Genomic DNA, 23629 nt, shown 5'->3' with positions numbered 1-23629 from the left:
GAGAGAAGGGAGAATCATGCATGCGCGTAGTGGTACAGCGCTCCAAGGAAGCAAGCGTTACAGTAGGGGGAGAGATCGTCGGACAGATTGAGCACGGGCTTGTGCTCCTGGTCGGCATTACCCATGAGGATACCGAACAGGACGTGGAGTTTGTCGCCGAAAAAATCGCCCACCTGCGCATTTTTGAAGACAGCGAGGGAAAAATGAACCACTCTGTACTGGAGCAAAAGGGACAGATTTTGTCCGTCTCCCAGTTTACCCTCTATGGAGATTGCCGCAAGGGCAGGCGGCCCAACTTCATGGCGGCGGCCCGCCCCGAACAGGCGGAACCGCTGTACGAACTGTTCAACGACAAGCTGCGGGAAAAAGGGCTGCATGTGGAGACAGGCCGGTTTGGTGCGATGATGGAAGTGCGGCTGGTCAACGACGGCCCCGTCACGCTGATCGTGGAGTCGTGACTTCCACGGCGGAAGGTCCGGGTTAATCGCGAAGCGTACGGGAATCGGAGAGGGGGATGGCGATGGGACGTGAAGCGTTGGTAATCGGCGGAAGCGGCATGCTGGCCGGGGTCTCGCTGTGGCTGCAGGAAGCGGGATACCATGTGGCCGTGATTGGGCGAGACCGGAAGAAGCTGCAGGCCCTGGTGGAGCGATCCGGCAGGCCGGAGGGGTTCTCCCTGCTGCCGGTCGATTATCACCAGACGGACCGGTTTCGGGAAGTGGTCGCGTCATTGGTTCGCGAGCGGGGCGGAATCGATCTGGTGGTAGCCTGGATTCACTCGACCGCTCCCCACGCGCTCCCGGCGGTTCAGCAGGAACTGTCGGCGCAACGCAGGACATGGCGGCTGTTTCACGTCTGCGGCAGCCGTGCCTACAAGGAACCGCCCCGCGTCGCCGACGTGCCCAACTGTTTGTACCGGCGGATTCTGCTCGGGTTTCGGCTGCAGGGAGACGATTCCCGCTGGCTGACCAACGAGGAGATCACCGTCGGCGTCCGTGCGGCGATCCAGGGCGACTTGCCGTTCTCGGTCGTCGGCCAGGTGGAGCCGTGGGACAGGCGGCCGGTCTGAGAAAACGAAGCCGAGCCTAGCTCGACTGTTTGTGTTTCAATACCATGTGCACAGCTTCCACCACGGCATCCGGACGCACATCCGGGATCATGTGGCCGGTGCCGGGGAGCACCACCAACCGGGAGTGGCCGATCTCCCGATGCAGGCGGCCGGCTTGCAGCTCGGGGTGGAACGGATCGGCATCGCCGACGACGATCACGACCGGCGTGCGAATCTCGGCGTATTGCGGCTCCCACTGCGGGACCGTACGGACGTAGGCCAAAATGTCTTCGCGGTTGGCCCTCAACTGACCCGGTCTCGACCACAAGGCTCGGGCCTGTTCCAGGTAGCCCGGCGGCACTGGGTCAGGAGAAAATGTCGCCGTGACCATCGGTTTGGTGAGCAGCCGTGCCAACGGCGGAAGCACGGTGTTGGCCAGCAATTCGCCCAGCCAGGGAACGCGCAGCAGTCGGCCAATCAAAAGGTCCGCCGTTCCGGCCGGATAGGCGTCACCCGCGTAGGCCCCCGGTGCCAGGAGTACGAGACCGGCGATCTCGTCGGGATAGGTCAAAGCATAGGAAAGCGCGAGCGACCCGCTCCACGAATGGGCCACCAGAATGGGGGATTTCACCTGAAGGACGGAAAGCGCGTCCCGCAGCAGGCGGGCCTGAACTGCCGGCGTCGACATGTCCCGCCGGGGCCGCTCGCTGTAGCCGTAGCCTGGCCGGTCAAACGCGATGGCCTGGAAGCCTGCTTCTGCGGCCAATTCCAATACCCCGGCGTAATCGCAGGCGGAGAGCATTCCGCCGTGCAGCAGCACGACCGGTTGTCCCGCCCCCTGACAGACGTAGTGCAGGCGCAGTCCTTCCACCGTGACGAATGATCCGCGAGGAGGAAAGGCCATTTGGGCGCGGCGTACCTTCCGGTGGTTGTGCGCATGAAGCGCCACCATGACTGCTGTCGCCCCCGCGATCGCATAGATCTCCATCATCTCCATCATCCCTTTCTATTCGTTTTACATACGTAAACGTATGAGAATAACGTACCAATAAGTATGTGGTTGCTGAAAAAAACCCGTTTGCCTTTCAAACGGGTGCAGTGGCGTCGTCCACCGAGGGCTGCAGGCCTTCCCAGAGGACTCTCGACAGCTCGGGCACCACCTGCTCAAAGCGGATGCGGTCCGGGTCAATCAGCCAGCCCAAGATCAGGCCGTTGATTAACGCCTGGAACAGAACTGCCAAGGAGTCCGGGGCGACATCGTGTTTAACGACGCCGCTTTCCTGCAGCTGCGCGAGGACGCCGCTGACGCCGTCGATGATTTTTCCGTACGCGTCCCGCAGAACTTCGCCGACCGCCGGATCACGGCTGGCGGTGACAAATTCGAAAAACAGCATCGGATTGCCCTGACCCTCTTCCACGCAGGCAAATTGCGACTGCAGCAAACGGGCGAGCCCCTGTGCGGGAACAGCCGAATTGAGGGCGGAACCCGCCTGTTGGGTAAGCATCTTGAGCTGCTGCGTGAGGTTTTTCTCGCACAAGGCGGCGAACAGATCGCTTTTGCTAGAAAAGTGCCAGTAGACGGCTCCCTTTGTCATCCCGGCGTCGGCGGCCACCTGTTCCAACGATGCTCCGGCATACCCCAGTCGGGCGAATACGCGGGCGGCAGCATCCAAAATGCGCGTCCGCGTATCGGCCAGTGACGGCACGTTGTCTTCCTGCTGTTGGGCCAGCCAGACTCTCATCTCCTGCTTGCTGCCGAAGTGGCGTCTCACCGCTGTCCAGTGGACGCCGGCCGCTTTCGCCACATCGGCGAAACTGATTCTGTCAAAAGGGTGGCGGGCGGCCAACCGTCGGGCCGCTTCCATGATTCGTTCGCGTGTCGTCATCGTATCTCTCCGACCATGTATTCATTCCATACTGATGAGTATGTCTTCAGCATAACTGTTGCATGAAATGGATGTCAAGGAAATGGTTTCCTTGCATCGCGGACGAACGAAAAACCCCCTTGCCGTTTTCTCCATGGAAAACGGACAAGGGGTCTTACGCTTATCCTCCCTGAACGTTTTGGGAGGCGAAGTACTGCAGAATGCCTTTGTACAGCCCTTCGGCGGCCAAATCCTGTTGTTTTTCGGAACGCAGCCGCATCTCTTCGTTGTAGTTGGAGAGGAAACCGATCTCTGCCAGAATGGACGGAATCGGATTCTCCCGCAGGACGTAGTAGTTGCCGAACCTGGACTGCAGGTCCTTGTAGTTGGTCGCCTTGACGATTTCGCTTTGCACCAGCGAGGCGAGCTTGCTCGAATTGCCCTGGTTGTAATAAAAGACGATCGTGCCGTTTGTCTGCGAGTTGGGATGGGTGTTGTGGTGAATGCTGACGAAAATGTCCGCATTGTTCTGCACGGCAATGTCCACGCGCTGCTGCAGCGTGAGCTTGCGGTCGTCACTGCGGGTCATGATCACCTTGGCTCCGGCTGCTTCCAGCTTGTTTTTCAGCAGCAGCCCTACCTGCAGGTTGACCGTCTTTTCCTGTGTGGAAAAGCTGGAACCGGTCGCTCCCGTGTCGTTGCCGCCGTGGCCGGGGTCGACCACGATCACCTTGCCGACCAGTTCATTGCCCTTGATGACGGGAGGCATGCCCTGCGGAGACACCAGCCATCCGGCGACGTAGCCTGTCGAACCGTCGCTCAAGGTGATTTGGAACCAGTCTCCTTCTTTTTTCACGATCGCGTATTTTTCCCCGGTCTGTACCCGTTTGATGATGTCGTACTGGGTGCCGGGACCGGAGCGAATGTTGGTGTCCGGATTCAATATGGTGACGTGCGGACCGGACATGGCCGGTTGCTGCACGCTGATGAGCCAGCCGGCCACCCAGCCGGTTTTGCCGTCCGGTGTCTGGACGCGGTACCAATCGCCCTGCTGTTCCAGAATGGTCAGCGTGGTCCCCAGCTTTAACGTTCCCAGGATGGGACTGTTCGTGCTGGGCTGGCCGCGCAGGTTGAGACCGTCTGTCTGGACCGTGGCAGTCTGCTTTGCGGGAGATTGCGGCTGGCCGGAGCTGGGCGCACCGGCGTTCGGAGCAGGCTGCGGCGGATTCGGATTTGGCTGGCCGCTGCCGGCTGGAGCCGGAGTCTGGCCCGTTCCCTGTTTGGGTATCCAGGCGTTGACGCCGTTGTAGGGAAACTGGATCCACCCGTTTTGTTCCGTCAAAACGGTGATGATCTCGCCGTTGTGGAGCTGTCCGATGGCTGGCTGCGCGTAGTCCGGTACGGGGTAGACGTACGGCGCGTAGTCCAGGATCAGCTCGCGCCCCTGCTGATTTGTCTGTCCGGCGGGAGACGTCGCCGGTGCGCTGCCGTTAGCTTGTCCGCCGCTAACGCCGCCGGGCGCCGTCGTCCCTTGATCGGCAGCGCGGTGCTCAGTGACCAGCCAGCTGGCCACCCACCCTTTTTTCTGTGAGGGCAGCTCAATCATCAGCCAATCCCCACTGCGCTGCACGATCGGATAGCGCGTACCCGGATTAATGGTCTGAATGACGGAATACGTCAGGCCGGGACCAGTACGCACGTTGAGGTTGGTCGTTTGGCTCTCCGCCAGCAGTCCTGTGTTCGCTTGGGCTGTCGGTTTGACCAGCCAGCCGGCCACCCAGCCGGTGCGGCCGTCGGGAAGCCGGACGTTCAGCCACTCGCCTTGCTCGGCAAGGACCGGCAGGACGCTGTTGACGGGCAGCGTGGTAAGCACCTGATCCTGCAGGCTTGGCCCGGATCGAACGTTCAGCTTGTCCACGCTGACCTGGACGGAACTCTCCGCCTTTGCGGCCGATACGGGAAGCGATACGATGCAGACCGCCGCCATAATGGTCCGCAGAATCTTTTGTTGCTGAAACACGTCAGACATCCTTTCCATGATAGTAAAAGTCGATCGCATGCATGATTTGCCAAGTTATACCTTCGGCCTTTCCCCTGCTTTTTCCTGCATTATCCGACAAACTTCTTTTGCAATTGCGAATCGTTGCGCTCAAAACGGCACACCTGGCTCCGCCTCGCTTATGCTTTTCTCCGGACGCGGCCATACTAGGGATTGGAGCATGCATCGAGAAAGCGAGGAGAACAAAGTGAGACAATCCAACAAGGAAGCATTTGCCCAGGAAGCCAATCGTCGCCTGTTTTCTGTCGATTTCCACGATTTTCTGGAGAAAGAATCCGCGCTCACCGACGTGGAATTGTCGAGGGAATTCGACATCAGCGTGCGGGACGTACGGACATTGAGGCGAAAGCTGCACCCATGACGCGATGTTTTTGCACCGGCCGATTCGGTTGACCCGGCTTTTCAGGTCGGATAAGATGAAGGGTGGCATACTGAAAAGCAGGTGGAACCGATGATACAAGTCAAATGTGAAGGACATGCATTCGAGCGGGAAATCGCCTTGATTCTCGCTTTGTTTTACGAAGACCCGGAGATCGCCTACGTGGACGAATGGAGCGGCGATGAGGGAGTACGCATCCGGATTGCTCTGTCAGAAAGGGACGGCAGTGTATCGGCGGAGGGCGAGCTGTTGGCCGGAGGGCGCCGGTTTGTCCACAGCGCTGAGAGACAGACTGCCGGCCTGGATGAGATAGGGAAGCGGAAAGTCGCCAAGCAGGCGGTCAGCTACGTCCTGCTGGTCATGCTGGAGGAGTTCACCGGCATGGAGCAGGGCTGGGGCATCCTGACCGGCATCCGCCCCACCAAGTTGCTGCATCATCTGCTCTCTTCCGGCGCCAGTCAGGAAGAAGCACACCGCCGGCTGCGGCAGGACTTCATGGTCCGGCCATACAAGCTCCGCCTGCTGCAGGAGATTGTCGACCGGCAGCTGCAGGTGGTGCCTGATTTGTACCGGATCGACCGGGAGCTGTCCGTCTACATCGGCATCCCGTTTTGTCCCACCAAGTGCGCCTACTGCACCTTTCCCGCCTACGCCATCCGCAGCCACACCGCCTCCGTCAATCCGTTTCTGGAAGGATTGCATTACGAGATGGAACGGCTGGGCGAGTGGCTGAAGCGGCATGACATGCGGATTACCTCCGTGTACTTTGGAGGCGGCACGCCGACCAGCATTACAGCCGAAGATCTGGATCAGCTGTTCGACAAGATGCACCGCTCGTTTCCGCACATGGCTGATGTGCGCGAGCTGACCGTGGAAGCGGGACGGCCCGATACGATCACGCGGGAAAAGCTGGCGGTGATGAAGCGCTGGAACGTGGACCGGATCAGCATCAACCCGCAGTCGTTTACCCAGGAGACGCTCCATGCAATTGGCCGCCACCACACGGTCGAGGAGACAATTGAAAAGTACCATCTCGCCATGGAGATGGGGCTGACCAACATCAACATGGACCTGATCATCGGCCTGCCCAACGAAGGACTGGCCGAGCTGGAACACAGCCTGCGGGAAGTGGAAAAACTGATGCCCGCCTCGCTGACGGTGCACACCCTCTCGTTCAAGCGGGCGTCCGAGATGACGCAAAACAAAGAGCGCTACAAGGTAGCCAGCCGGGAGGAGATCAGCCGGATGATGGAGCTGGCGTCGGAGTGGACGAAAGCCCACGGCTACCATCCGTACTACCTCTACCGGCAGAAAAACATCCTCGGCAACCTGGAAAATGTCGGCTACGCCCTTGACGGCCGGGAGAGCATCTACAATATCATGATCATGGAAGAAGTTCAGACTATCCTGGGGCTGGGTTGCGGCGCCGTGTCCAAGCTGATGGCGCCCGGCAGCGGCAAGCTGACGCGCTGGCCCAATCCCAAAGACCCCAAGACGTACAACGAAACCTACCGGAAACTGACGGAAGAAAAGCTCCGTGATCTCGATCAGGTCTACTTTGGGACCGCAGCCGCACCTGCGCAGCAGGCGGAGTAGCCGGTGGAAAAAGTTTTACCGAGCGCCTGTTGACGGCGGATTGGCGGTTTGCTATGATTTTCATTAAGCTTTCACGATAGATCAATTGTCTGATCTGATGACGGGAACAAGTACCCAGGAGACGGATAGCCAGAGAGGAAGCGCCGCGGCTGAGAGCGTTTCTCTATAACGGCCTGGCGAATGACATCCCCGAGGACCGTCGGTGAACGGAAAAAACGGCGCAATTTCGGCCGCCATCCCAGTAACCGGCAGGCGTACGCCGGCGTTAACGGCCAACAAGCGGGACTCCCTGTCGGAGTCCAATCAGGGTGGCACCACGGGAAAACCATCTCTCGTCCCTGACATGTCCAGACGGCATGTCGGGCGGCGGGAGATTTTTTTATTTTGCTTACCAACGTTCCTGCGGGAACAGACAATGGAGGTTTCAGGCAAGATGACAAGGATTCAAATTCCCCGCGGTACGCAGGACATCATGCCCGGTACCGTGGAGCTGTGGCAGTACGTCGAGGCCAGGGCCCGCGACCTTAGCCGCCGCTACAATTATCAGGAAATCCGCACGCCGTTGTTTGAGAGCACGGAGCTGTTTCAACGCGGCGTGGGCGAAACCACGGACATCGTGGAAAAGGAGATGTACAGCGTCTCCAATCCGCGCAGCGACGACGCGCTGACACTCAGGCCGGAAGGGACGGCCGGCGTGGTGCGCGCCTATGTCGAGCACAAGCTGTACGGGCAGCCCAACCAGCCGGTGAAAGTGTACTACCTGGGCCCGATGTTTCGCCATGAACGTCCCCAGGCCGGACGCTACCGCCAGTTTGTCCAGTTTGGGGTGGAGGCGATCGGCTCCAGCGATCCGGCTATTGACGCGGAAGTGATCGCGCTGGCGATGCGATTCTACCAGGAGATGGGACTGACGGGCTTGAGCGTGGAGCTGAACAGTGTCGGCACCCTTGAGGACCGCGCCCGCCACCGCGAGCACCTGCTCGCCCACCTGAACGGCGTCCGCAGCGAGCTGTGCGCCGACTGTCAATCCCGCATTGACCGCAACCCGCTGCGCGTGCTGGACTGCAAAAACGAAAAATGCCGGACGCTGACCAAGGACGCACCGTCCATTCTCGACTACCTGAGCGACGAGTCCGCTGCCCACTTTGAGGCGGTCAAGGGCTATCTGAGCGCGCTCAACATCCCGTACACGGTCAATCCGCGGCTGGTGCGGGGACTGGATTACTACACCCTGACGGCATTTGAGATCAAAATGGCGGAAATCGGCGCTGTCGAAACGCTCTGCGGCGGCGGCCGTTACAACGGGCTTGTGGCCGAACTGGGCGGCGAAGACATGCCGGGCATTGGCTTTGCGCTCAGCATTGAGCGGCTGCTGCTCGCGCTGGCAAAGCAGGGCGTCCAGCTGCCTGTGAGCGGGGGGATTGACTGCTTCGTGGCGATCCAGACCCCTGATGCAAAGCAGGAGGCGTTCATCCTCGTCGACGAGCTGCGCCGCGCCGGGGTGTCCGCCGATCTGGACTACCTGGATCGCAAAATGAAGGCGCAGTTCAAGCAGGCCGACCGGCTGGGTGCCGCTTATACGGCGATTATCGGCGAGGCGGAACTGGCAAACGGCACGGTCGTCCTCAAGGAGATGGCGACCGGCGAACAGCAGGAAGTAAAGCGCGACCAGGTCGCCGCCGTGCTGGCCGAACGACTGGCGGCACGCGCATAACAAAATGGTTCAGTATAATTCGCAGAGATGAAGAGTGGAGGAATACCGAAGATGACGTGGCAATACCGTACCGTGCATTGTGGAGAAGTAAGCAAGGAACACATCGGGCAGGAGGTCGTCCTGAATGGCTGGGTGCAGAAACGGCGCGACCTGGGCGGAGTGATTTTCATCGACTTCCGCGACCGGACCGGCATCGTGCAGATCGTGTTCAACCCGGAATATAACAAAACAGCGTGGGAAATCGCCGACAAGGTCCGCAGCGAATACGTGCTGGCCGTTAAGGGAACCGTGGTCCAGCGCGATCCGGAAGCGGTCAACCCGAAGCTGAAAACCGGCGAAGTGGAAGTGCACGTCGCCGAAATCGAGGTTCTCAATGATGCGAAGACACCGCCGTTTGTGATCGAAGACGAAATCGACGTGGATGAGCAGGTCCGACTCAAGTACCGCTATCTGGACCTGCGCCGTCCGGAGATGCAGCGCGCTCTGCTGCTGCGCAGCAAGGCGTCCAAGGCATTCCGCGACTTTTTGGACAGCCGCGGCTTCGTTGAAGTGGAGACGCCGATCCTGACCAAGAGCACACCGGAAGGGGCGCGCGACTACCTGGTGCCGTCCCGCGTACATCCGGGCGAATTTTACGCGCTGCCGCAATCGCCGCAGTTGTTTAAGCAGCTGCTGATGATCTCCGGCCTGGAGCGCTACTACCAGATCGCCCGCTGCTTCCGCGATGAAGACCTGCGCGCTGACCGTCAGCCCGAGTTTACCCAGGTGGACATCGAGACGTCGTTCTTGTCCATGGAAGAGCTGCTGCCGATGATGGAGCAGATGGTCGCCCACGTTTTCAAGGAAACGATTGGCGTGGACGTTCCTACGCCGTTCCCGCGCCTTACCTATGCGGAAGCGATGGCCCGCTACGGTTCCGACAAGCCGGACATCCGCTTCGGCATGGAGCTGACGGACGTGTCCGATCTCGTGGCCAACTGCAATTTCAAAGTATTCGCCGGTGCCGTCGCTACCGGTGGCCAGGTAAAAGCGATCAATGCCAAAGGATGCGGCCACTACTCCCGCAAGGAAGCGGACGATCTGGGCAAATTCGCGGCCCGCTACGGGGCGAAAGGGTTGGCCTGGATGGGCTTCAAGGACGGCGAGGTGAAAGGGCCGATCGCCAAGTTCTTCTCTGCGGAAGAAATTGACGCGCTGAAACAGCGGCTGGCAGCGGAAGAAGGCGACCTGCTTCTGTTTGTGGCCGACAAGCCGAAAGTGGTGGCAGACGCGCTGGGCGCACTGCGTTCCAAACTGGGTGAAGAGCTTGGCCTGATCGACCACAGCAAGTTTGCCTTCCTGTGGGTGGTGGACTTCCCGCTGTTGGAATGGGACGAAGAAGCGCAGCGCTACGTCGCCCTGCACCATCCGTTCACGCGTCCGAAAGACGAAGACCTGCATCTGTTTGAAACCGACCCGGGACAGATCAGGGCACAGGCGTATGACATGGTGCTCAACGGCTACGAGCTGGGCGGCGGTTCGATGCGGATTTACAAGCGTGACGTGCAGGAAAAAATGTTCAAGGCACTCGGTTTTTCGCAGGAGGAAGCGCGCAAGCAATTCGGCTTCCTGCTGGATGCCTTTGAATACGGCACGCCTCCGCACGGCGGCATTGCCCTCGGTCTGGACCGTCTGGTCATGCTGCTGGCCGGCCGCAACAACCTGCGCGAAGTCATCGCCTTCCCGAAAACGGCAAGCGCCAGCGACCTGATGACGGACGCACCGGGACAAGTATCGCCGCTGCAGCTTGCCGAACTGAACATCACCACCACGGTCAAGGAAGAAGACGAGCAGGAATAAGCGTACTTGCACAGGCGCATTCGCCTCTGATACATTGGTTATACTGAAGAATAGCCCTGCGATGCCCGTGACTTCCGAATAGTTTTGAGCCACAAACACATTCATGGGAGTCTGCCGTCCCACCCGCGAGGACACGCCTCCATCGAGTGGACGTCCGGAACGGTTGGGCGAGACACCCACCTGCCAGGCGCAGGTTCAAAACTTCAGGAGCTGCACGGCATTATGGGGCTCCTTTTTTGCCCGGGATTCCTACTTTTCCGATGATCATTACAGCGGGCAAGAGGGAGAAGCCGGGTCGTACAGATCGTGTGAGAGGAAGAGGTTGACGGAAACATGCTTCATCAATTTTCCCGTTGTGAGCTGGCCTTCGGTCCCGAGGGCTTGGAAAAAATGAAAAACAGCACCGTCGCCGTGCTGGGCATCGGCGGCGTCGGTTCGTTTACGGTGGAGGCATTGGCCCGCACTGGCGTCGGCAAGCTGGTGCTGGTGGACAAGGACGTGGTGGACATCACCAACATCAACCGGCAGATTCACGCCACCCTGCATACCATCGGCCAGCCAAAGACCGAGCTGATGAAGGAGCGCATCGCTGCGATCAATCCGGAGTGCGAAGTGGTCACACTGAACATGTTTTACAACCAGGAGACGGCCGATCAGCTTTTCGCCCACAAGCTGGATTACATCGTTGACGCGATGGACCTCATGACGGCCAAGCTTCACGTGATCCAGGAGGCGAAGCGGCGCGGCATTCCGATCGTCTCCAGCATGGGGGCGGCGAACAAGATGGACCCGACCCGGTTCGAAGTGGCTGACATTTCCCAGACCAGCTACGACCCGATCGCCAAGGTGATCCGGCGCGAACTGCGGAAAAAAGGCATCCACAAAGGCGTCAAAGTGGTGTATTCCAAAGAAATTCCGGTAACGATCCGCGAAGACGTGCGTACCCAGATTGCCGATACCAATTCGCCGATCAGCAAGGCGCGCCGTCCCCCGGCAAGCAACGCGTTTGTGCCTTCCGTTGCGGGGCTGATTCTGGCCAGCGTCGTCGTCCGCGACATACTGGACTGGCAGCCGGCAAAAGGATAACCCAAGGAAAAGCTGCTGCGAAAAGGACGCAAGCTTCTTTGACTGCAGACATAATGATACAAAACCCACTACCAGCTTTCGGTAGTGGGTTTTGTTCATTCATCATTCAGGCTGTTTCCACTTGATATTGCAGCCAAGACTGGGTTTTTGCGGGACGGTTACGGGCTCGCCTTTGAGCAGTTGATCCAGAGCAGCGCGGATGGACGCGCCGGTGACAGGAATGTCGTTGCCTGGACGGGAGTCGTCCAATTGACCGCGATAGGCGCATGCCAGATTGCCGTCGAACACGTAAAAGTCGGGTGTGCACGCGGCCTGATAGGCGCGAGCGACCTCCTGCGTTTCGTCGTACAGGTACGGGAAGGGATACTTCCATTCTTCTGCCACCTGCTTCATCCGCTCGGGCGAATCGTCCGGATAGGCGGCAGCGTCATTGGAACTGATCGCGATGAAGGAGACGCCCTTGGGAAGGTAGTCGTTCGCAAGGCGTACCAGTTCCGCTTGTACGTGTTTGACAAACGGGCAGTGGTTGCAGATGAACATGATCACCGTCGCCTGTTTGGAGGCAAGCTCGGAAAGCGACATGACCTTGCCGGTTACCGTGTCCGGCAGTGCGAAGTCAGGTGCCTTTTGACCGAGCGGGAACATCGTGGATTCTGTCCGGGCCATGTTGATTCGCTCCTCTCCTTGGATATCGTTTCCGTCTACTATAGCGCATCTCCTTTTCCTGATCAACGGTATTGCGCGTTTTGCTTACAAACCACTCGCAATACACGAATATTTTTGACGGTCGTAAGCAAAATGCTTATCATAGAGATAACTTTTCCGTAAACGAGGGAGTTACCATGCAGCAAGAAGAACGTCTAGCCGCTGTCCTGCGCCATCTGCAGCGACACCAGCGGATCACTGTGGAGCAAATGTGCGACTGGTTTGGCATTTCCCGCGACTCGGCCCGCCGCGACCTGGTCAAATTGGAGGAGCGAGGGGAAATCATTCGCGTCCGCGGCGGAGCAGTGCTGCCCACCTTGACCAAGCATGTGCAGAGCTACCAAGAGCGATTGAACAACCCCGCTGGCAAACGGGAGATAGGCAGGGCGGCTGCGTCGTTGATCCGCAGCGGTGACTATCTTCTGTTGGATACGGCCACGACGGTGCAGTTTGCGGCGGAATGCATGTCAGCCGAACAGTGCGTAATCGTCACCAACTCCATTGACGTGGCCGACATTTTCAGCCGGAAGCGGTCGGCGGAAATACATCTGCTCGGCGGTCAGCTAAACGTCTGGCACCGCGGCTTGTTTGGGCCCAAGACGATCGCCGATCTGCACGAAATGCGCGTAGACAAACTGCTGCTCGGCGCGTGCGGCATCACGTCGGAAGGACTGACCGCCCAAACGGTGGACGAAGCGTACGTGAAAAAGGCAATGCTGGCATGCGCCGATCAGGTCATCGTGCTGGCCGATTCCAGCAAGTTTGGCAAGCGGCTGTTTCACAAGGTGTGCAGCCTGGACAAAATCGACATCGTCGTCACCGACGCGGAGCCGGCGGAAACGGTTCGGGGCGCATTGGAGCAGGCGGGCGTGGAGCTCTTGGTCGCTTCCCGTTTGACGGAGCAAGGGGGAGGAACATTGTGAAACAGGTAAACGTCGGGTTGATTGGATATGGATTATCGGGCCAGGTCTTTCATGCGCCGGTGATTCGGGCAGTGCCGGGATTAAAACTGGCGAAGGTCGTCTCATCCCGTCCGGAAAAGGTGCGTGCCGACCTGCCCGAGGCAGAGGTGGTCGCCAGCGTGGATGATCTTTTGTCTGACGATCAGATTGAACTGGTGGTCGTTGCCGCGCCAAACACCTCCCACTACCCGTACGCCAAGCAGGCGCTTTTGGCAGGCAAACATGTCGTGGTGGAGAAGCCGTTTGTGATCCGCTCTTCGGAAGCGGAAGAGCTGATCCGGCTGGCCGAGTCGCGCGGGCGCGTGCTCAGCGTCTACCACAACCGCAGATGGGACAACGATTTTTTGACGGTGAAACACCTGCTGCAAACCGGTGCATTGGGGGAGGTTTTCCTGTATGAAGCGCACTACGACCGTTACCGTCCGGAGGTGACCGACCGCTGGCGGGAGCGGGATTTGCCCGGTTCCGGCATTCTGTACGACCTGGGTTCCCATCTGATCGATCAGGCGCTTCATCTCTTCGGTCTGCCGCAGACGGTGATGGCCGATGTCGGCGCGCAGCGTCCCGGAGCCAGGGCGACGGACTTTTTCCACATCGTGCTCGGATACGGGGCGCTGCGGGTGATTTTGCACGCCGGTTCGCTGGTCCGTCAGCCTGGTCCCCGATTTATGATTCACGGCGACAAGGGCAGTTTCATCAAGTACGGTTTGGACCCGCAGGAAGACGCGTTGCGAGCGGGACAGATCCCGGGAGGACCTGAGTGGGGCAGGGATCGCAAAGAGACGTATGGACAGCTCACGCTGAGCGTGGGAGAACTGAACGTGAGCAGCAGCGTGGAAACCATTCCCGGCGCGTATCAGACGTACTATCAACAGATGTACGAAGCGATTGTGTCCGATACACCGGCGCCTGTTTCACCTGTGGATGCGATGAACGTGATTCGGGTGATTGAATGGGCGGAGCAGAGCAGCCGGGAACAGCGTGTGATCTCGGTTCGGTAGTGGGGCATATCCGGCAGGGGGACTTCGCTGCTATAGGCACATGACCTGCCGACTCGCCTGAGCGATGAATGGTTGCTTGCCAATGCACGTTTGTTTCCATTATGCTATGATATTGAGACAACCCCATTAACATGAAAGGGTATGTAGTAATGGATCTTTTTTCATTCGCATACGAACAGCACGATTCGGGCAAACTCCAGCCGCTGGCGGCGCGGATGAGGCCGCGGACCGTGGATGAGGTGCTCGGACAATCACATATTTTGGCACCTGGCAAGCTGCTCAGGCGAGCGATCGAGGCCGACCAGGTCTCTTCGCTCATCTTTTACGGTCCGCCCGGGGCGGGGAAGACGACATTGGCGAAAATCATCGCCAACACGACCAAATCCCATTTCGCCGAACTAAACGCGGTGACGGCAGGAGTCGCCGACATCCGCCGCATCGTGGACGAGGCCAAAGACCGTCTGGTTATGAACGGTCAGCGCACGACGCTGTTTATCGACGAGATACACCGCTTCAACAAGGCGCAGCAGGATGCCCTGCTCCCTTGTGTGGAGGATGGGACCATTATCCTGATTGGGGCGACAACGGAAAATCCGTTTTTTGAAGTAAACGCCGCCCTGCTCTCCCGTTCGCAGATATTTTCGCTCCATCCGCTGAACGAGGAAGAACTGCGGCAGGTTTTGGAGCGAGCCGTTACCGACCGCGAACGGGGCCTGGGAGAATTGAACGTCACGGTCACGCCCGAGGCTGCTGATCATCTGATCCGGTACGCCGAAGGAGATGCGCGCAGACTGCTGAACGCACTGGAACTGGCCGTGAAGACGACGCCTCCGGATGAACTCGGCGTGATTCGCGTCACGCTGGAAGTAGCGGTGGAGTCCATCCAGCGGCGCGCTGTTCGCTACGACAAAAGCGGCGACAACCACTACGACACCATATCCGCGTTTATCAAGTCGATTCGCGGCTCCGATCCGGACGCCGCCCTGTACTGGCTGGCGCGGATGATCGACGCGGGCGAAGACCCCCGGTTTATCGCCCGCCGGCTGGTGATCTCCGCCTCGGAAGACATCGGCAACGCCGACCCGCAGGCGATCACTGTCGCTGTTTCCTGCTTCCAGGCGGTGGAGTTGATCGGCATGCCGGAGGGACGGATTCCCCTGGCCCAGGCGACCACGTACCTGGCGACGGCGCCCAAGAGCAACGCCGCCTACAACGGGATCAACCAGGCGCTGGCCGCGATCAGGAGAGACGGGCACAAACCGGTGCCGCTCCACCTGCGCGACGCCGCCTACAAGGGTGCGTCCCGGCTTGGCCACGGCAAAGGGTATCTCTATCCGCACGACTATCCCGGCGGATACGTCCCGCAGCAGTATTTGCCGGACGGGACCGACTACACGTTTTATCAGCCGAAGCCGATCGGCTACGAGCAGGAAATTCGCCGCAGACAGGCAGAGCGCTTACAGACGCCCAGACCGTAAACGTTCCCCCGGGTGGCGGGGGAACGAGCGATCATGTGCGGGCGGTTCCGCCCGGTTTGTTGGGAAGATCGCCGTTTTCGTTCGGCTGTTTGCTCTGCTCGCTGGCTCCGAATCGCGCCTTGTGGGCGATCGTGCCGGCTGGATGGTCGTACAGCGCCGCAGAGGGATGGTTTTTTCCGTCTACCGCTTTTTGATTGGTGGCCATGTGCATTCACCCCCTGCAACGTAGTGTGTCCCCAACCGCCTGTCTCATGTAGGTCAATGGTCATGCAGGAGGTGGGCAGGGAGCGAGAGGAAAAAAGGAGAGTTGGTACCGTGAAAATTTCGACGAAAGGACGTTACGGCCTGACCATTATGATGGAATTGGCCAACCGCTTTGGCGAAGGCCCGATTTCGCTGCGGAGCATTGCCCAGCGGCACGATTTGTCCGAACATTACCTGGAGCAGTTGATCGCGCCGCTCCGCAATGCCGGACTGGTGAAAAGCATCCGCGGCGCATACGGCGGGTATGTCCTGGCAAAAAAGCCGGATGAAATCTCCGCCGGCGACATTATCCGCGTGTTGGAAGGGCCGATCAGCCCGGTGGAGTTCACCGAGGAGGAAGACCCGGCCAAGCGCTATCTGTGGCTGCGCATCCGCGACAGCATATCTGCCGTCCTCGATTCCACGACGCTGCAGGATTTGATCAGCTACAAGGATGAAGGACAGACGGACGGCTACATGTTCTACATTTGACGCAACAGCGTACGAAGCAAAAAAGGAGAGCGCGAGATGATCTATCTGGACCACGCCGCCACGACCCCTGTCCATCCGCGCGTGGCGGAAGCGATGCACCCCTATCTGACGAACGTATACGGCAATCCCTCCAGTCTGCACGGCTTTGGCCGGGAGGCGCGCATGGGCCTGGAACGTGCGCGTGACCGGATCGCTCACATTCTCGGTGCCGAACCGCAGACGATCGTCTTTACCAGCGGCGGGACGGAGGCGGACAACATGGCGATCATCGGGGGAGCGATGGCCCAGCAGGATCGAGGGCGGCACGTCATTACGTCCAGCGTGGAGCACCACGCCGTCCTGCATGCTTGCGCGCACCTGGAGCAGTTGGGATTTGAAGTGACGTACCTGCCTGTGGATGAGACGGGCATGGTCAGCCTGGAGGAACTCAAACAGGCGGTCCGACCGGATACCGTGCTGGTCTCGATCATGTACGGCAACAACGAAGTGGGGACGATCCAGCCGATCGAGGAGATTGGCCGGTTTCTCCGCGAACGGAACATCGTGTTTCACACCGACGCGGTGCAGGCATTCGGCGTGATGCCCCTCAACGTCAGCGAACTGCCGGTGGACATGCTCTCCGTCTCCGCCCACAAGATCAACGGCCCGAAAGGCGTAGGGGCCCTGTACCTGGGACGGAAGGTGCCGATTCAGCCGCATCTGCACGGAGGTAAACAGGAGCGGAATCGGCGGGGCGGCACGGAAAACCTGGCCGGCATCGTCGGCTTTGCAGAGGCGGCGGAGATCGCGGCCAGGGAGATGGAGGAGCGCGTCGCCAAGTACCGGCAGATGCGCGAAGCGATGCTTGCCGTCTGGCGGGAGGCGGGCATCGCGTATCACGTAAACGGTCACCCCGAACGGCATTTGCCGCACATCCTCAACGTCAGCTTTCCGGGCGTCCATACCGAGACGATGCTGATGAACCTGGATCTGGCCGGCATTGCCGCCGCCAGCGGCTCCGCCTGCACGTCGGGTTCGCTGGAACTGTCCCACGTTCTGCAGGCGATGTGCCTGGACGATCCGGTCATGCGTTCGGCTGTTCGCTTCAGCTTTGGCATCACCAACACGGTGGAAGAGGTGGAGCAGGCGGCGCAAACGACGGCGGACATCGTCAAACGGGTGGCGCGGTAATCTTTTCTGACAGCTGCAGACGGTTGCGGCCGATGATCCTGGGCCGGACCGATTCACAGAAGTCACAACAACCAGCAAGCGCACGAGAACGCTGCTGGTTTTTTTCTTGCCAATCGACGTGAAGGACGGCCCGTTTGCCGTCGGCGCGGTTGTCAGAGCTGGCAGAACGATTTTATAATCGAACAAGAGTTTCGGGGGAATCCCGCGGGATTTTCCCATCCGGGAGGCGTGTGCGGTGTCACAGCAGACACTTTCCTTGTTTGCCGAACCTTACATACGCGGCTATGTCGCGCAAGAAATTTTTTACAATGAAGAAACGTGGTACGGTGTCATTCGTCTAACAGTGGAGGAGACTACAGAACCGGTGAAGGATGCCGAGGTCGTGGTCGTCGGGAACTTCCCCCGGCCGCATCCGGAGGAGCTGTACACGTTTTACGGTGAGTGGAAGACGCATCCAAAGTTTGGGCAGCAGTACGCAGTCAACAGGTATGAACGGGAAACGCCCAAGACCCGGGCAGGAGTGGAGCGCTATCTGGCCAGCGGACTGTTTCAAGGCATCGGCAAGACGATGGCGAAACGCATCGTGCAGCATCTGGGCGTAGAGGCGCTCACAATCATCGCCGAGCAGCCGGAGCGGCTCGTGGAGGTGCCGGGTATCTCGGAGACGCGCGCCAAGCAGATCTACGAGTCGGTGATGGAACACCGCTCCCTGGAGAGAGCGATGGTGTTTCTCTACGAGTTTGGCATCGGCGTCCAGTTGGCGCTGCGGATTTATCAGACGTACAAGCTGGAGACGATGACTGTCCTGACGGAACAGCCGTATCGGCTGATCGAGGATGTCGCGGGCATCGGGTTCAAGCGGGCGGACGAAATCGCCCGGGCTACGGGAATTGCCGCTTCCTCGGAGGAAAGGGTCAAGGCGGCAGCCCTGTACGTTTTGCAGGAAGCCTGCTACTCCGAAGGACACGTGTTTCTGCCGGCGGACGAGCTGTGTGAAAAAACGCTGCGCCTGTTGGACGAGTGCGGGGGACACCGCTTTCAGCCGGAGGAGATTGCGCTTGCCGTGGAATCGCTTTTTGTCGAGAGCAAAGTGGTCTGGGACGAAGACCGGGTCTATCTGCCTTCGCTGTTTTTTGCGGAAATTGGGCTGGCCAAGCGGCTGCGCTACTTTGCCGAACGGGACGAGTTCGGCGCCTTTCCCGCTTCGGAGTTTTACCGGGCGCTGGGCGCAGTGGAAGAAGAGCTGGGCATCACGTACGCCCAAACGCAGCGGGATGCGATCGAGCAGGCGATCAAATCCGGACTGATGCTCTTGACCGGCGGTCCCGGCACGGGGAAAACGACGGTGATTCGCGGGATCTGTCGCGTGTTTGCCCAACTGCACGGCATTTCGCTAGACCTGAAGACCTACGACGAAGAAAATCCCTTCCCCATCCTGCTGGTCGCTCCCACCGGTCGGGCAGCCAAACGCATGTCGGAGACAACCGGTCTGCCAGCGATGACCATTCACCGCCTCCTCGGTTGGAAAGGGGACAGCTTTCAGCACGACGCGGAGCATCCGATCCGGGGACGGCTGTTGATCGTCGACGAGATGTCGATGGTGGACGTCTGGCTGGCCAATCAGCTGTTTCGCGCCGTGCCGGACGAGATGCAGGTGATTATGGTGGGCGACCCGGATCAGCTGCCGTCGGTCGGCCCCGGCAACGTGCTGCAGGACATGATCCGCTCGGGTCTGTTGCCGCGCGTACAGCTCAGCGAGATTTACCGGCAGGCGCAGGAGTCCTCGATCATCCGGCTGGCTCACGATGTCCGCAAGGGATTGGTCCCGTCCGATTTGTTGGCCACGACGCCTGACCGTCGATTTTTCACAAGTTCGCCACAAGATGTGGTGGAAGCGGTGAAACAAATCTGCGCCGGAGCCGTAAAGAAAGGGTATACGGCCAAAGATGTACAAGTCCTCGCTCCCATGTACAAGGGAAATGCCGGAGTAAACCGGCTGAACGAAGAGCTGCAGCAACTGTTCAATCCCAAGACTGAACAGAAGCGGGAGGTGACGTTTGGCGACACCGTCTTCCGCACCGGGGACAAGGTGCTGCAGTTGGTCAACAACGCCGAGGAACAGGTGTTCAACGGCGACATGGGAGAAATTGTCGCCATTTTTTACCCGAATGAAAACGCAGAGAACACCGAGATGATGGTCGTTTCCTTTGACGGCCGGGAAGTGGTGTACAAGCGTTCGGAGTATCACCAGCTCACACTGGCCTACTGCTGCTCCGTGCACAAGTCGCAGGGCAGCGAGTTTCCCATCGTGGTCATGCCGTTTGTCCGCAGCTACCACCGCATGCTGCGGCGCAAGCTGGTGTATACGGGAATTACCCGCAGCAAGTCGTTTTTGATCATGTGCGGGGAGCCGGATGCGTTTCGCCTCGCGGTAGAGACCGACGAAGAGGGCGTGCGCTACAGCTATCTGGAAGAGCGATTGAAGCAAGGGTGAGCCTTGGAACAAGTTGTTCCGCATGGATCGTCCCGCACCGCTTGATACTAAAGAAAGCGGAAGGGGGATGTCCCGACATGCGCAAGGCATTGGATGTAATCGGCTTGCCGATCGTCTGCCTGGAAACGGGGGAAGAGATCGGCACGGTCCGTGACATTCTCTGTGACTCCGCCTGGCGTGTAAGGGGGGTCTTGCTAAGCGAACAGGGCTGGTTCCACCCTGGCACCTGCATTCCTTCCGAACGCATCCACGCGGTAGGGGAATCCTGCCTTACCGTGACGGGCAAAGACGCCATCACCTCCCTTGACCGTCTCGCCGACCTGCCGCTCACCGGCATCCTGACGGGCAGAACAAAGCTGAAGGGGAAAACGGTCATCACCGCTTCCGGGGAACGCTTGGGCATACTGGAAGATGTTTACTTCTCTGCGGATTGGGAGAAACTTGTAGGGTACGAACTATCGAACGGTTGGCTTGCGGACATTACCGAAGGGCGCAAACGCCTGTCCGCGCCACCTTCCGTCATCGTCGGGGAAGAAAACCTGATCGTGCCGGACTGGGTTCGCAGCCAGGCGTGAAAGGGAGGAATTGCGTGTGATGCGTGTCATATGCCCGAACTGCGGTTCCAAAGACATCGGCAAGATTGGAACCACGCAGTATTACTGTTGGAACTGCTTCATCGAGATGAGCGTCGACGGCGACCAGATCGCTTCCGTCTACCAGGTGGAAGAGGATGGCTCGCTGCATTCGCTCAACGACCTGTTTATCGACGACCAGAATGTTTCCGCCCAGTTGAACATGTGAACAGACGGCCCATTACCCGAGGAGGTGTCATCGGCATGTCCGGACGCAATCTGATTGGCGTGATTGCCGCTAGCGGTCTGATCGCGGCGGTCGGGTTTATGGTCTCACCGCGGCGGCGCAAACGGCGGTTTGGGATTCGGGTCAACCGTATGCCCGTTTCGCTGCGCAACATGATGAACGTGATCAACATGAGCCGCTCGCTGCTTCGCGCCGTCGCCCGTTAGCCGGTGTCACATGGCAAGCGGAAAAGTCCATGAAGACAGCCCGAACGGTCCACTGCCGTTCGGGCTGCTTTTTTGCGGTTACGATTGTTCCGCCATGCGCTTTTGCTGTTGATTCCTGATGCGGCCAATCAGCAGTACGCCGACGACCACGGCCACGATGAAGATCCATTTCAGGATCACGTGAGCGGTGAAGAAACCGGCCAACAGTTTCTCGCTCGTGATCATGCTGCCCGCGGTGTAGGCCAAGATGGCTGCCCCGATGTAGATGACGGCAGGGAAGCGCTCCATCAGCTTCAACACCAGGGTGCTGCCCCACACCATGACCGGTACGCTGATCAAGAGACCGACCACGACGAGCAGAAAGCTGCCGTGTGCGGCCCCTGCGACTGCGATCACGTTGTCCAGACCCATCACGGCGTCTGCGACGATGATCGTCCAGATGGCCGAGACCAGGCTCGTTCCCGCTTTCACCGTCTCGTGCCCATCGTCCTGCACCAGCAGTTTCAGGGCGATCCAGATCAGCATTAATCCGCCGACGAACAGCAGCCCCGGGATTTTCAGCAGCCAGACAACCGCCAGCGTAGCGGTGGCTCGAATCACAATCGCCCCGATCGTTCCCCAGATGATCGCCTTCTTTTGCTGATGGGACGGCAGGTTGCGTGCGGCCATCCCGATTACGATTGCGTTGTCGCCCGCCAGTACCAGATCAATTACGATGATCGCTAACAGTCCAGACCAGAATGCGGGGGTAAACAACACGTCCATTTGTCTCTACAACCTCCTTTAATGCGGACATTTCTCGTAAAGGCCGGCGTCCTCCTTCGAACAGACATGCGCTATGTAGTCTGCGTCAAGGGGAGGAAAACAAAACGACCTTTACCTCAACGGGTAAAGGTCGTATGAACAGAAAAGACCCTTACCCATCACTCGGCAAAGGTCTTGCTTACAACATTACGTTGCCAACAAAGCCGGGGATTGCTCCCGTAATGACGACTTTGCTGTGACAAGCTACTCCCCTTTGGAGAATATATCCGTTTGTAGTATCATCGTACACCGGTGCCGCACGCATGTCAATACCGTACATGAAATTCCGCGACTTGCACACGCTAACAGATACGAATCAGAGGGAGGAGGGGGCAGGGTGGAGGAACTTCGCCGCAGCCGCCTGTTTGCCGCGGCCGTCTGGGCGATTGTGCTGCTGGTCATCGGCAATCTGCTCTGGCTGCTGCGCCCTGTGGTCGCCAAAACGTTTCACTTGCTGTCGGAGATTGTGATGCCCTTTCTCGTCGGCCTGCTGATCGCCTACGTGCTGCATCCGATCGTGCAGGCGCTGGAAAACAGGCGAGTGCCGCGCATGGTGGCCGTGCTGCTGATCTACGCGGGGTTCGTGCTGATCATCACCATCGGGATTGTCAATGCCATTCCCATCTTTGCCCGCCAGCTCGCGGAGCTGTCCGACGATCTGCCGCGCCTGACGGAGTGGTACCACACATGGATGCGGGAGTGGGAAGCGTACAAGTACTTTTTGCCGGACAGCATCTCGCTAGGGGTGGACCGGGTCATTATCCAGTCCCAGGAACGGATGTCCCATTCGATCACACTTTTGGTCGACAATGCGCGCAATACGCTGGGCAAGCTGCTCGCCTACGCAGTGGTTCCGTTTATCGCCTTTTACCTGCTCAAGGACATGAAAGACCTGCACCGCACAGGCATGTCCATCATCCCGGCGAAATACCGCAAGCAGGTGCTGGCCGTTCTGCGCGACGTCAACGAGTCGCTCGGCAATTACATACACGGCCAAATGACCGTGGCCCTGATCGTGGGCGCCTGCGCATGCGTCGGTTACTGGCTGATCGGCATGCCGTATCCATTCGTGTTGGCCACGTTTGTCAGCCTGACCAACGTCATTCCCTACATCGGCCCGATCATCGGCGCTGCTCCCGCCCTGATCGTCGCCCTGACGATCTCCATGAAAATGGCGCTCATGGTGCTGGCCGTCAACATTGTCATTCAGATCTTGGAGGGCAACATCCTCTCGCCCAACATCGTCGGCCGCTCGCTTCATCTGCATCCGCTCCTGATCATCATGGCCCTGCTGGCCGGAGAGGCGGTGGGCGGCATCATCGGTCTGATCGTCGCTGTTCCGGTGCTGGCAGTATGTAAAGTGGTGATCAGCCGGATTGCCCTGATGCTGCACGAAAGTTGACAGGTTTCGGCAAACAATTTTATAATACGAATAATGAAAAAGAGCATGGATCGATGAAGGAATGAGTACGCTGCAGCCCTTCTCCAGAGAGGACGCTCCACAGGCTGGGAGAGCGGCCAGAAGAAGTGCAGCGGAAGGCTACTCCCAAGACCGGGCAAAAACCGGCGGTTCGACACCGTTATCTGTCCGCAAGCGAGCGACAGGCAGATTCGTCTGATCAGGCTGCCTGTAAGCAGGGTGGTACCGCGAGACAAGTTCTCGTCCCTG

Annotated in this window: 23 protein-coding genes, 1 other RNA gene and 1 other annotated feature; of the genes, 18 read left to right on the top strand and 6 right to left on the bottom strand. The window is 59.1% G+C overall.

Annotated features, from left to right (window positions below; translation table 11 throughout):
- The first annotated feature begins 20 nt into the window (after window positions 1-20).
- Both dtd and ETC00_RS07855 read left to right on the top strand, forming a co-directional pair.
- Complete coding sequence (gene dtd / locus ETC00_RS07860) at window positions 21-458, top strand: D-aminoacyl-tRNA deacylase (RefSeq protein WP_171565434.1); 438 nt, start codon at window positions 21-23, stop codon at window positions 456-458.
- Between the two features lie 56 nt (window positions 459-514).
- On the top strand, window positions 515-1069 hold the full coding sequence (locus ETC00_RS07855; protein WP_253264260.1) for a short-chain dehydrogenase: 555 nt from the start codon (window positions 515-517) through the stop codon (window positions 1067-1069).
- A 16-nt stretch (window positions 1070-1085) separates the two neighbouring features.
- Here the strand turns inward: ETC00_RS07855 and ETC00_RS07850 are convergent, their stop codons facing one another.
- The 3 genes from ETC00_RS07850 to ETC00_RS07840 form a co-directional block, all read right to left on the bottom strand.
- A complete protein-coding gene (locus ETC00_RS07850; RefSeq protein WP_171565433.1) occupies window positions 1086-2039 on the bottom strand; it encodes an alpha/beta fold hydrolase in 954 nt (317 codons plus the stop codon).
- A 94-nt stretch (window positions 2040-2133) separates the two neighbouring features.
- Window positions 2134-2934 (bottom strand): TetR/AcrR family transcriptional regulator, encoded by an 801-nt coding sequence (locus tag ETC00_RS07845; protein ID WP_171565432.1) that lies wholly within the window; start codon window positions 2932-2934, stop codon window positions 2134-2136.
- Window positions 2935-3094: 160 nt separating this feature from the next.
- Window positions 3095-4942 carry an N-acetylmuramoyl-L-alanine amidase family protein gene (locus tag ETC00_RS07840; protein ID WP_253264259.1) on the bottom strand — a complete coding sequence of 616 codons (1848 nt, stop codon included), beginning with the start codon at window positions 4940-4942 and terminating at the stop codon, window positions 3095-3097.
- Window positions 4943-5159: 217 nt separating this feature from the next.
- Here ETC00_RS07840 and ETC00_RS07835 point away from each other — a divergent pair, with 217 nt between their 5' ends.
- From ETC00_RS07835 to ETC00_RS07810, 6 genes are all read left to right on the top strand, one after another.
- Window positions 5160-5333 (top strand): hypothetical protein, encoded by a 174-nt coding sequence (locus ETC00_RS07835; protein WP_171565430.1) that lies wholly within the window; start codon window positions 5160-5162, stop codon window positions 5331-5333.
- Between the two features lie 90 nt (window positions 5334-5423).
- Window positions 5424-6947, top strand: a complete 1524-nt coding sequence (locus tag ETC00_RS07830) for a coproporphyrinogen III oxidase (protein WP_171565429.1) — start codon at window positions 5424-5426, stop codon at window positions 6945-6947.
- 88 nt (window positions 6948-7035) lie between these two features.
- Window positions 7036-7290, top strand: a binding site (T-box leader).
- Between the two features lie 90 nt (window positions 7291-7380).
- Complete coding sequence (gene hisS / locus ETC00_RS07825; protein WP_171565428.1) at window positions 7381-8661, top strand: histidine--tRNA ligase; 1281 nt, start codon at window positions 7381-7383, stop codon at window positions 8659-8661.
- A gap of 51 nt (window positions 8662-8712) precedes the next feature.
- Complete coding sequence (gene aspS / locus ETC00_RS07820; protein ID WP_171565427.1) at window positions 8713-10500, top strand: aspartate--tRNA ligase; 1788 nt, start codon at window positions 8713-8715, stop codon at window positions 10498-10500.
- A 50-nt stretch (window positions 10501-10550) separates the two neighbouring features.
- Window positions 10551-10733, top strand: a non-coding RNA gene (gene ssrS, locus ETC00_RS07815) — 6S RNA.
- Between the two features lie 100 nt (window positions 10734-10833).
- Window positions 10834-11586, top strand: coding sequence for a tRNA threonylcarbamoyladenosine dehydratase (locus tag ETC00_RS07810; protein ID WP_171565426.1), 753 nt, complete (start codon window positions 10834-10836; stop codon window positions 11584-11586).
- Between the two features lie 102 nt (window positions 11587-11688).
- Here the strand turns inward: ETC00_RS07810 and ETC00_RS07805 are convergent, their stop codons facing one another.
- On the bottom strand, window positions 11689-12252 hold the full coding sequence (locus ETC00_RS07805; RefSeq protein WP_171565425.1) for a thioredoxin family protein: 564 nt from the start codon (window positions 12250-12252) through the stop codon (window positions 11689-11691).
- A gap of 176 nt (window positions 12253-12428) precedes the next feature.
- Between ETC00_RS07805 and ETC00_RS07800 the strand changes: the two genes are divergently transcribed.
- The 3 genes from ETC00_RS07800 (at window position 12429) to ETC00_RS07790 (ending at window position 15732) form a co-directional block, all read left to right on the top strand.
- Window positions 12429-13214 (top strand): DeoR/GlpR family DNA-binding transcription regulator, encoded by a 786-nt coding sequence (locus ETC00_RS07800; RefSeq protein ID WP_171565424.1) that lies wholly within the window; start codon window positions 12429-12431, stop codon window positions 13212-13214.
- On the top strand, window positions 13211-14254 hold the full coding sequence (locus ETC00_RS07795; RefSeq protein WP_171565423.1) for an oxidoreductase: 1044 nt from the start codon (window positions 13211-13213) through the stop codon (window positions 14252-14254). The genes ETC00_RS07800 and ETC00_RS07795 overlap by 4 nt, the downstream gene beginning before the upstream one ends.
- Before the next feature lie 149 nt (window positions 14255-14403).
- The gene (locus ETC00_RS07790; protein ID WP_171565422.1) at window positions 14404-15732 is read left to right on the top strand and encodes an AAA family ATPase; all 1329 of its coding nucleotides are present in this window, start codon (window positions 14404-14406) and stop codon (window positions 15730-15732) included.
- Window positions 15733-15763: 31 nt separating this feature from the next.
- Here the strand turns inward: ETC00_RS07790 and ETC00_RS07785 are convergent, their stop codons facing one another.
- Window positions 15764-15937 (bottom strand): hypothetical protein, encoded by a 174-nt coding sequence (locus tag ETC00_RS07785; protein ID WP_171565421.1) that lies wholly within the window; start codon window positions 15935-15937, stop codon window positions 15764-15766.
- A gap of 110 nt (window positions 15938-16047) precedes the next feature.
- Here ETC00_RS07785 and cymR point away from each other — a divergent pair, with 110 nt between their 5' ends.
- From cymR to ETC00_RS07755, 6 genes are all read left to right on the top strand, one after another.
- Complete coding sequence (gene cymR / locus ETC00_RS07780) at window positions 16048-16467, top strand: cysteine metabolism transcriptional regulator CymR (RefSeq protein ID WP_171565420.1); 420 nt, start codon at window positions 16048-16050, stop codon at window positions 16465-16467.
- A 36-nt stretch (window positions 16468-16503) separates the two neighbouring features.
- Window positions 16504-17637, top strand: coding sequence for a cysteine desulfurase family protein (locus ETC00_RS07775; protein WP_171565419.1), 1134 nt, complete (start codon window positions 16504-16506; stop codon window positions 17635-17637).
- Window positions 17638-17872: 235 nt separating this feature from the next.
- Entirely contained in the window at window positions 17873-20131 is a 2259-nt protein-coding gene (gene recD2 / locus ETC00_RS07770; RefSeq protein WP_171565418.1) for an SF1B family DNA helicase RecD2, read from the top strand.
- Between the two features lie 77 nt (window positions 20132-20208).
- Window positions 20209-20706 carry a PRC-barrel domain-containing protein gene (locus ETC00_RS07765; protein ID WP_171565417.1) on the top strand — a complete coding sequence of 166 codons (498 nt, stop codon included), beginning with the start codon at window positions 20209-20211 and terminating at the stop codon, window positions 20704-20706.
- A 19-nt stretch (window positions 20707-20725) separates the two neighbouring features.
- Window positions 20726-20932 (top strand): hypothetical protein, encoded by a 207-nt coding sequence (locus ETC00_RS07760; RefSeq protein ID WP_171565516.1) that lies wholly within the window; start codon window positions 20726-20728, stop codon window positions 20930-20932.
- A 35-nt stretch (window positions 20933-20967) separates the two neighbouring features.
- The gene (locus ETC00_RS07755) at window positions 20968-21156 is read left to right on the top strand and encodes a hypothetical protein (protein WP_171565416.1); all 189 of its coding nucleotides are present in this window, start codon (window positions 20968-20970) and stop codon (window positions 21154-21156) included.
- Between the two features lie 78 nt (window positions 21157-21234).
- Here ETC00_RS07755 and ETC00_RS07750 read toward each other — a convergent pair whose 3' ends face one another.
- On the bottom strand, window positions 21235-21921 hold the full coding sequence (locus tag ETC00_RS07750; protein WP_171565415.1) for a TerC family protein: 687 nt from the start codon (window positions 21919-21921) through the stop codon (window positions 21235-21237).
- Window positions 21922-22297: 376 nt separating this feature from the next.
- Here ETC00_RS07750 and ETC00_RS07745 point away from each other — a divergent pair, with 376 nt between their 5' ends.
- A complete protein-coding gene (locus tag ETC00_RS07745) occupies window positions 22298-23362 on the top strand; it encodes an AI-2E family transporter (protein WP_171565414.1) in 1065 nt (354 codons plus the stop codon).
- The last annotated feature ends 267 nt before the right edge of the window (window positions 23363-23629 follow it).

It is taken from the genome of Brevibacillus sp. MCWH (assembly GCF_013096935.1).
Lineage (GTDB): Bacteria > Bacillota > Bacilli > Brevibacillales > Brevibacillaceae > Brevibacillus > Brevibacillus aydinogluensis.
This window is presented reverse-complemented; position numbering and strand designations above follow the sequence as displayed.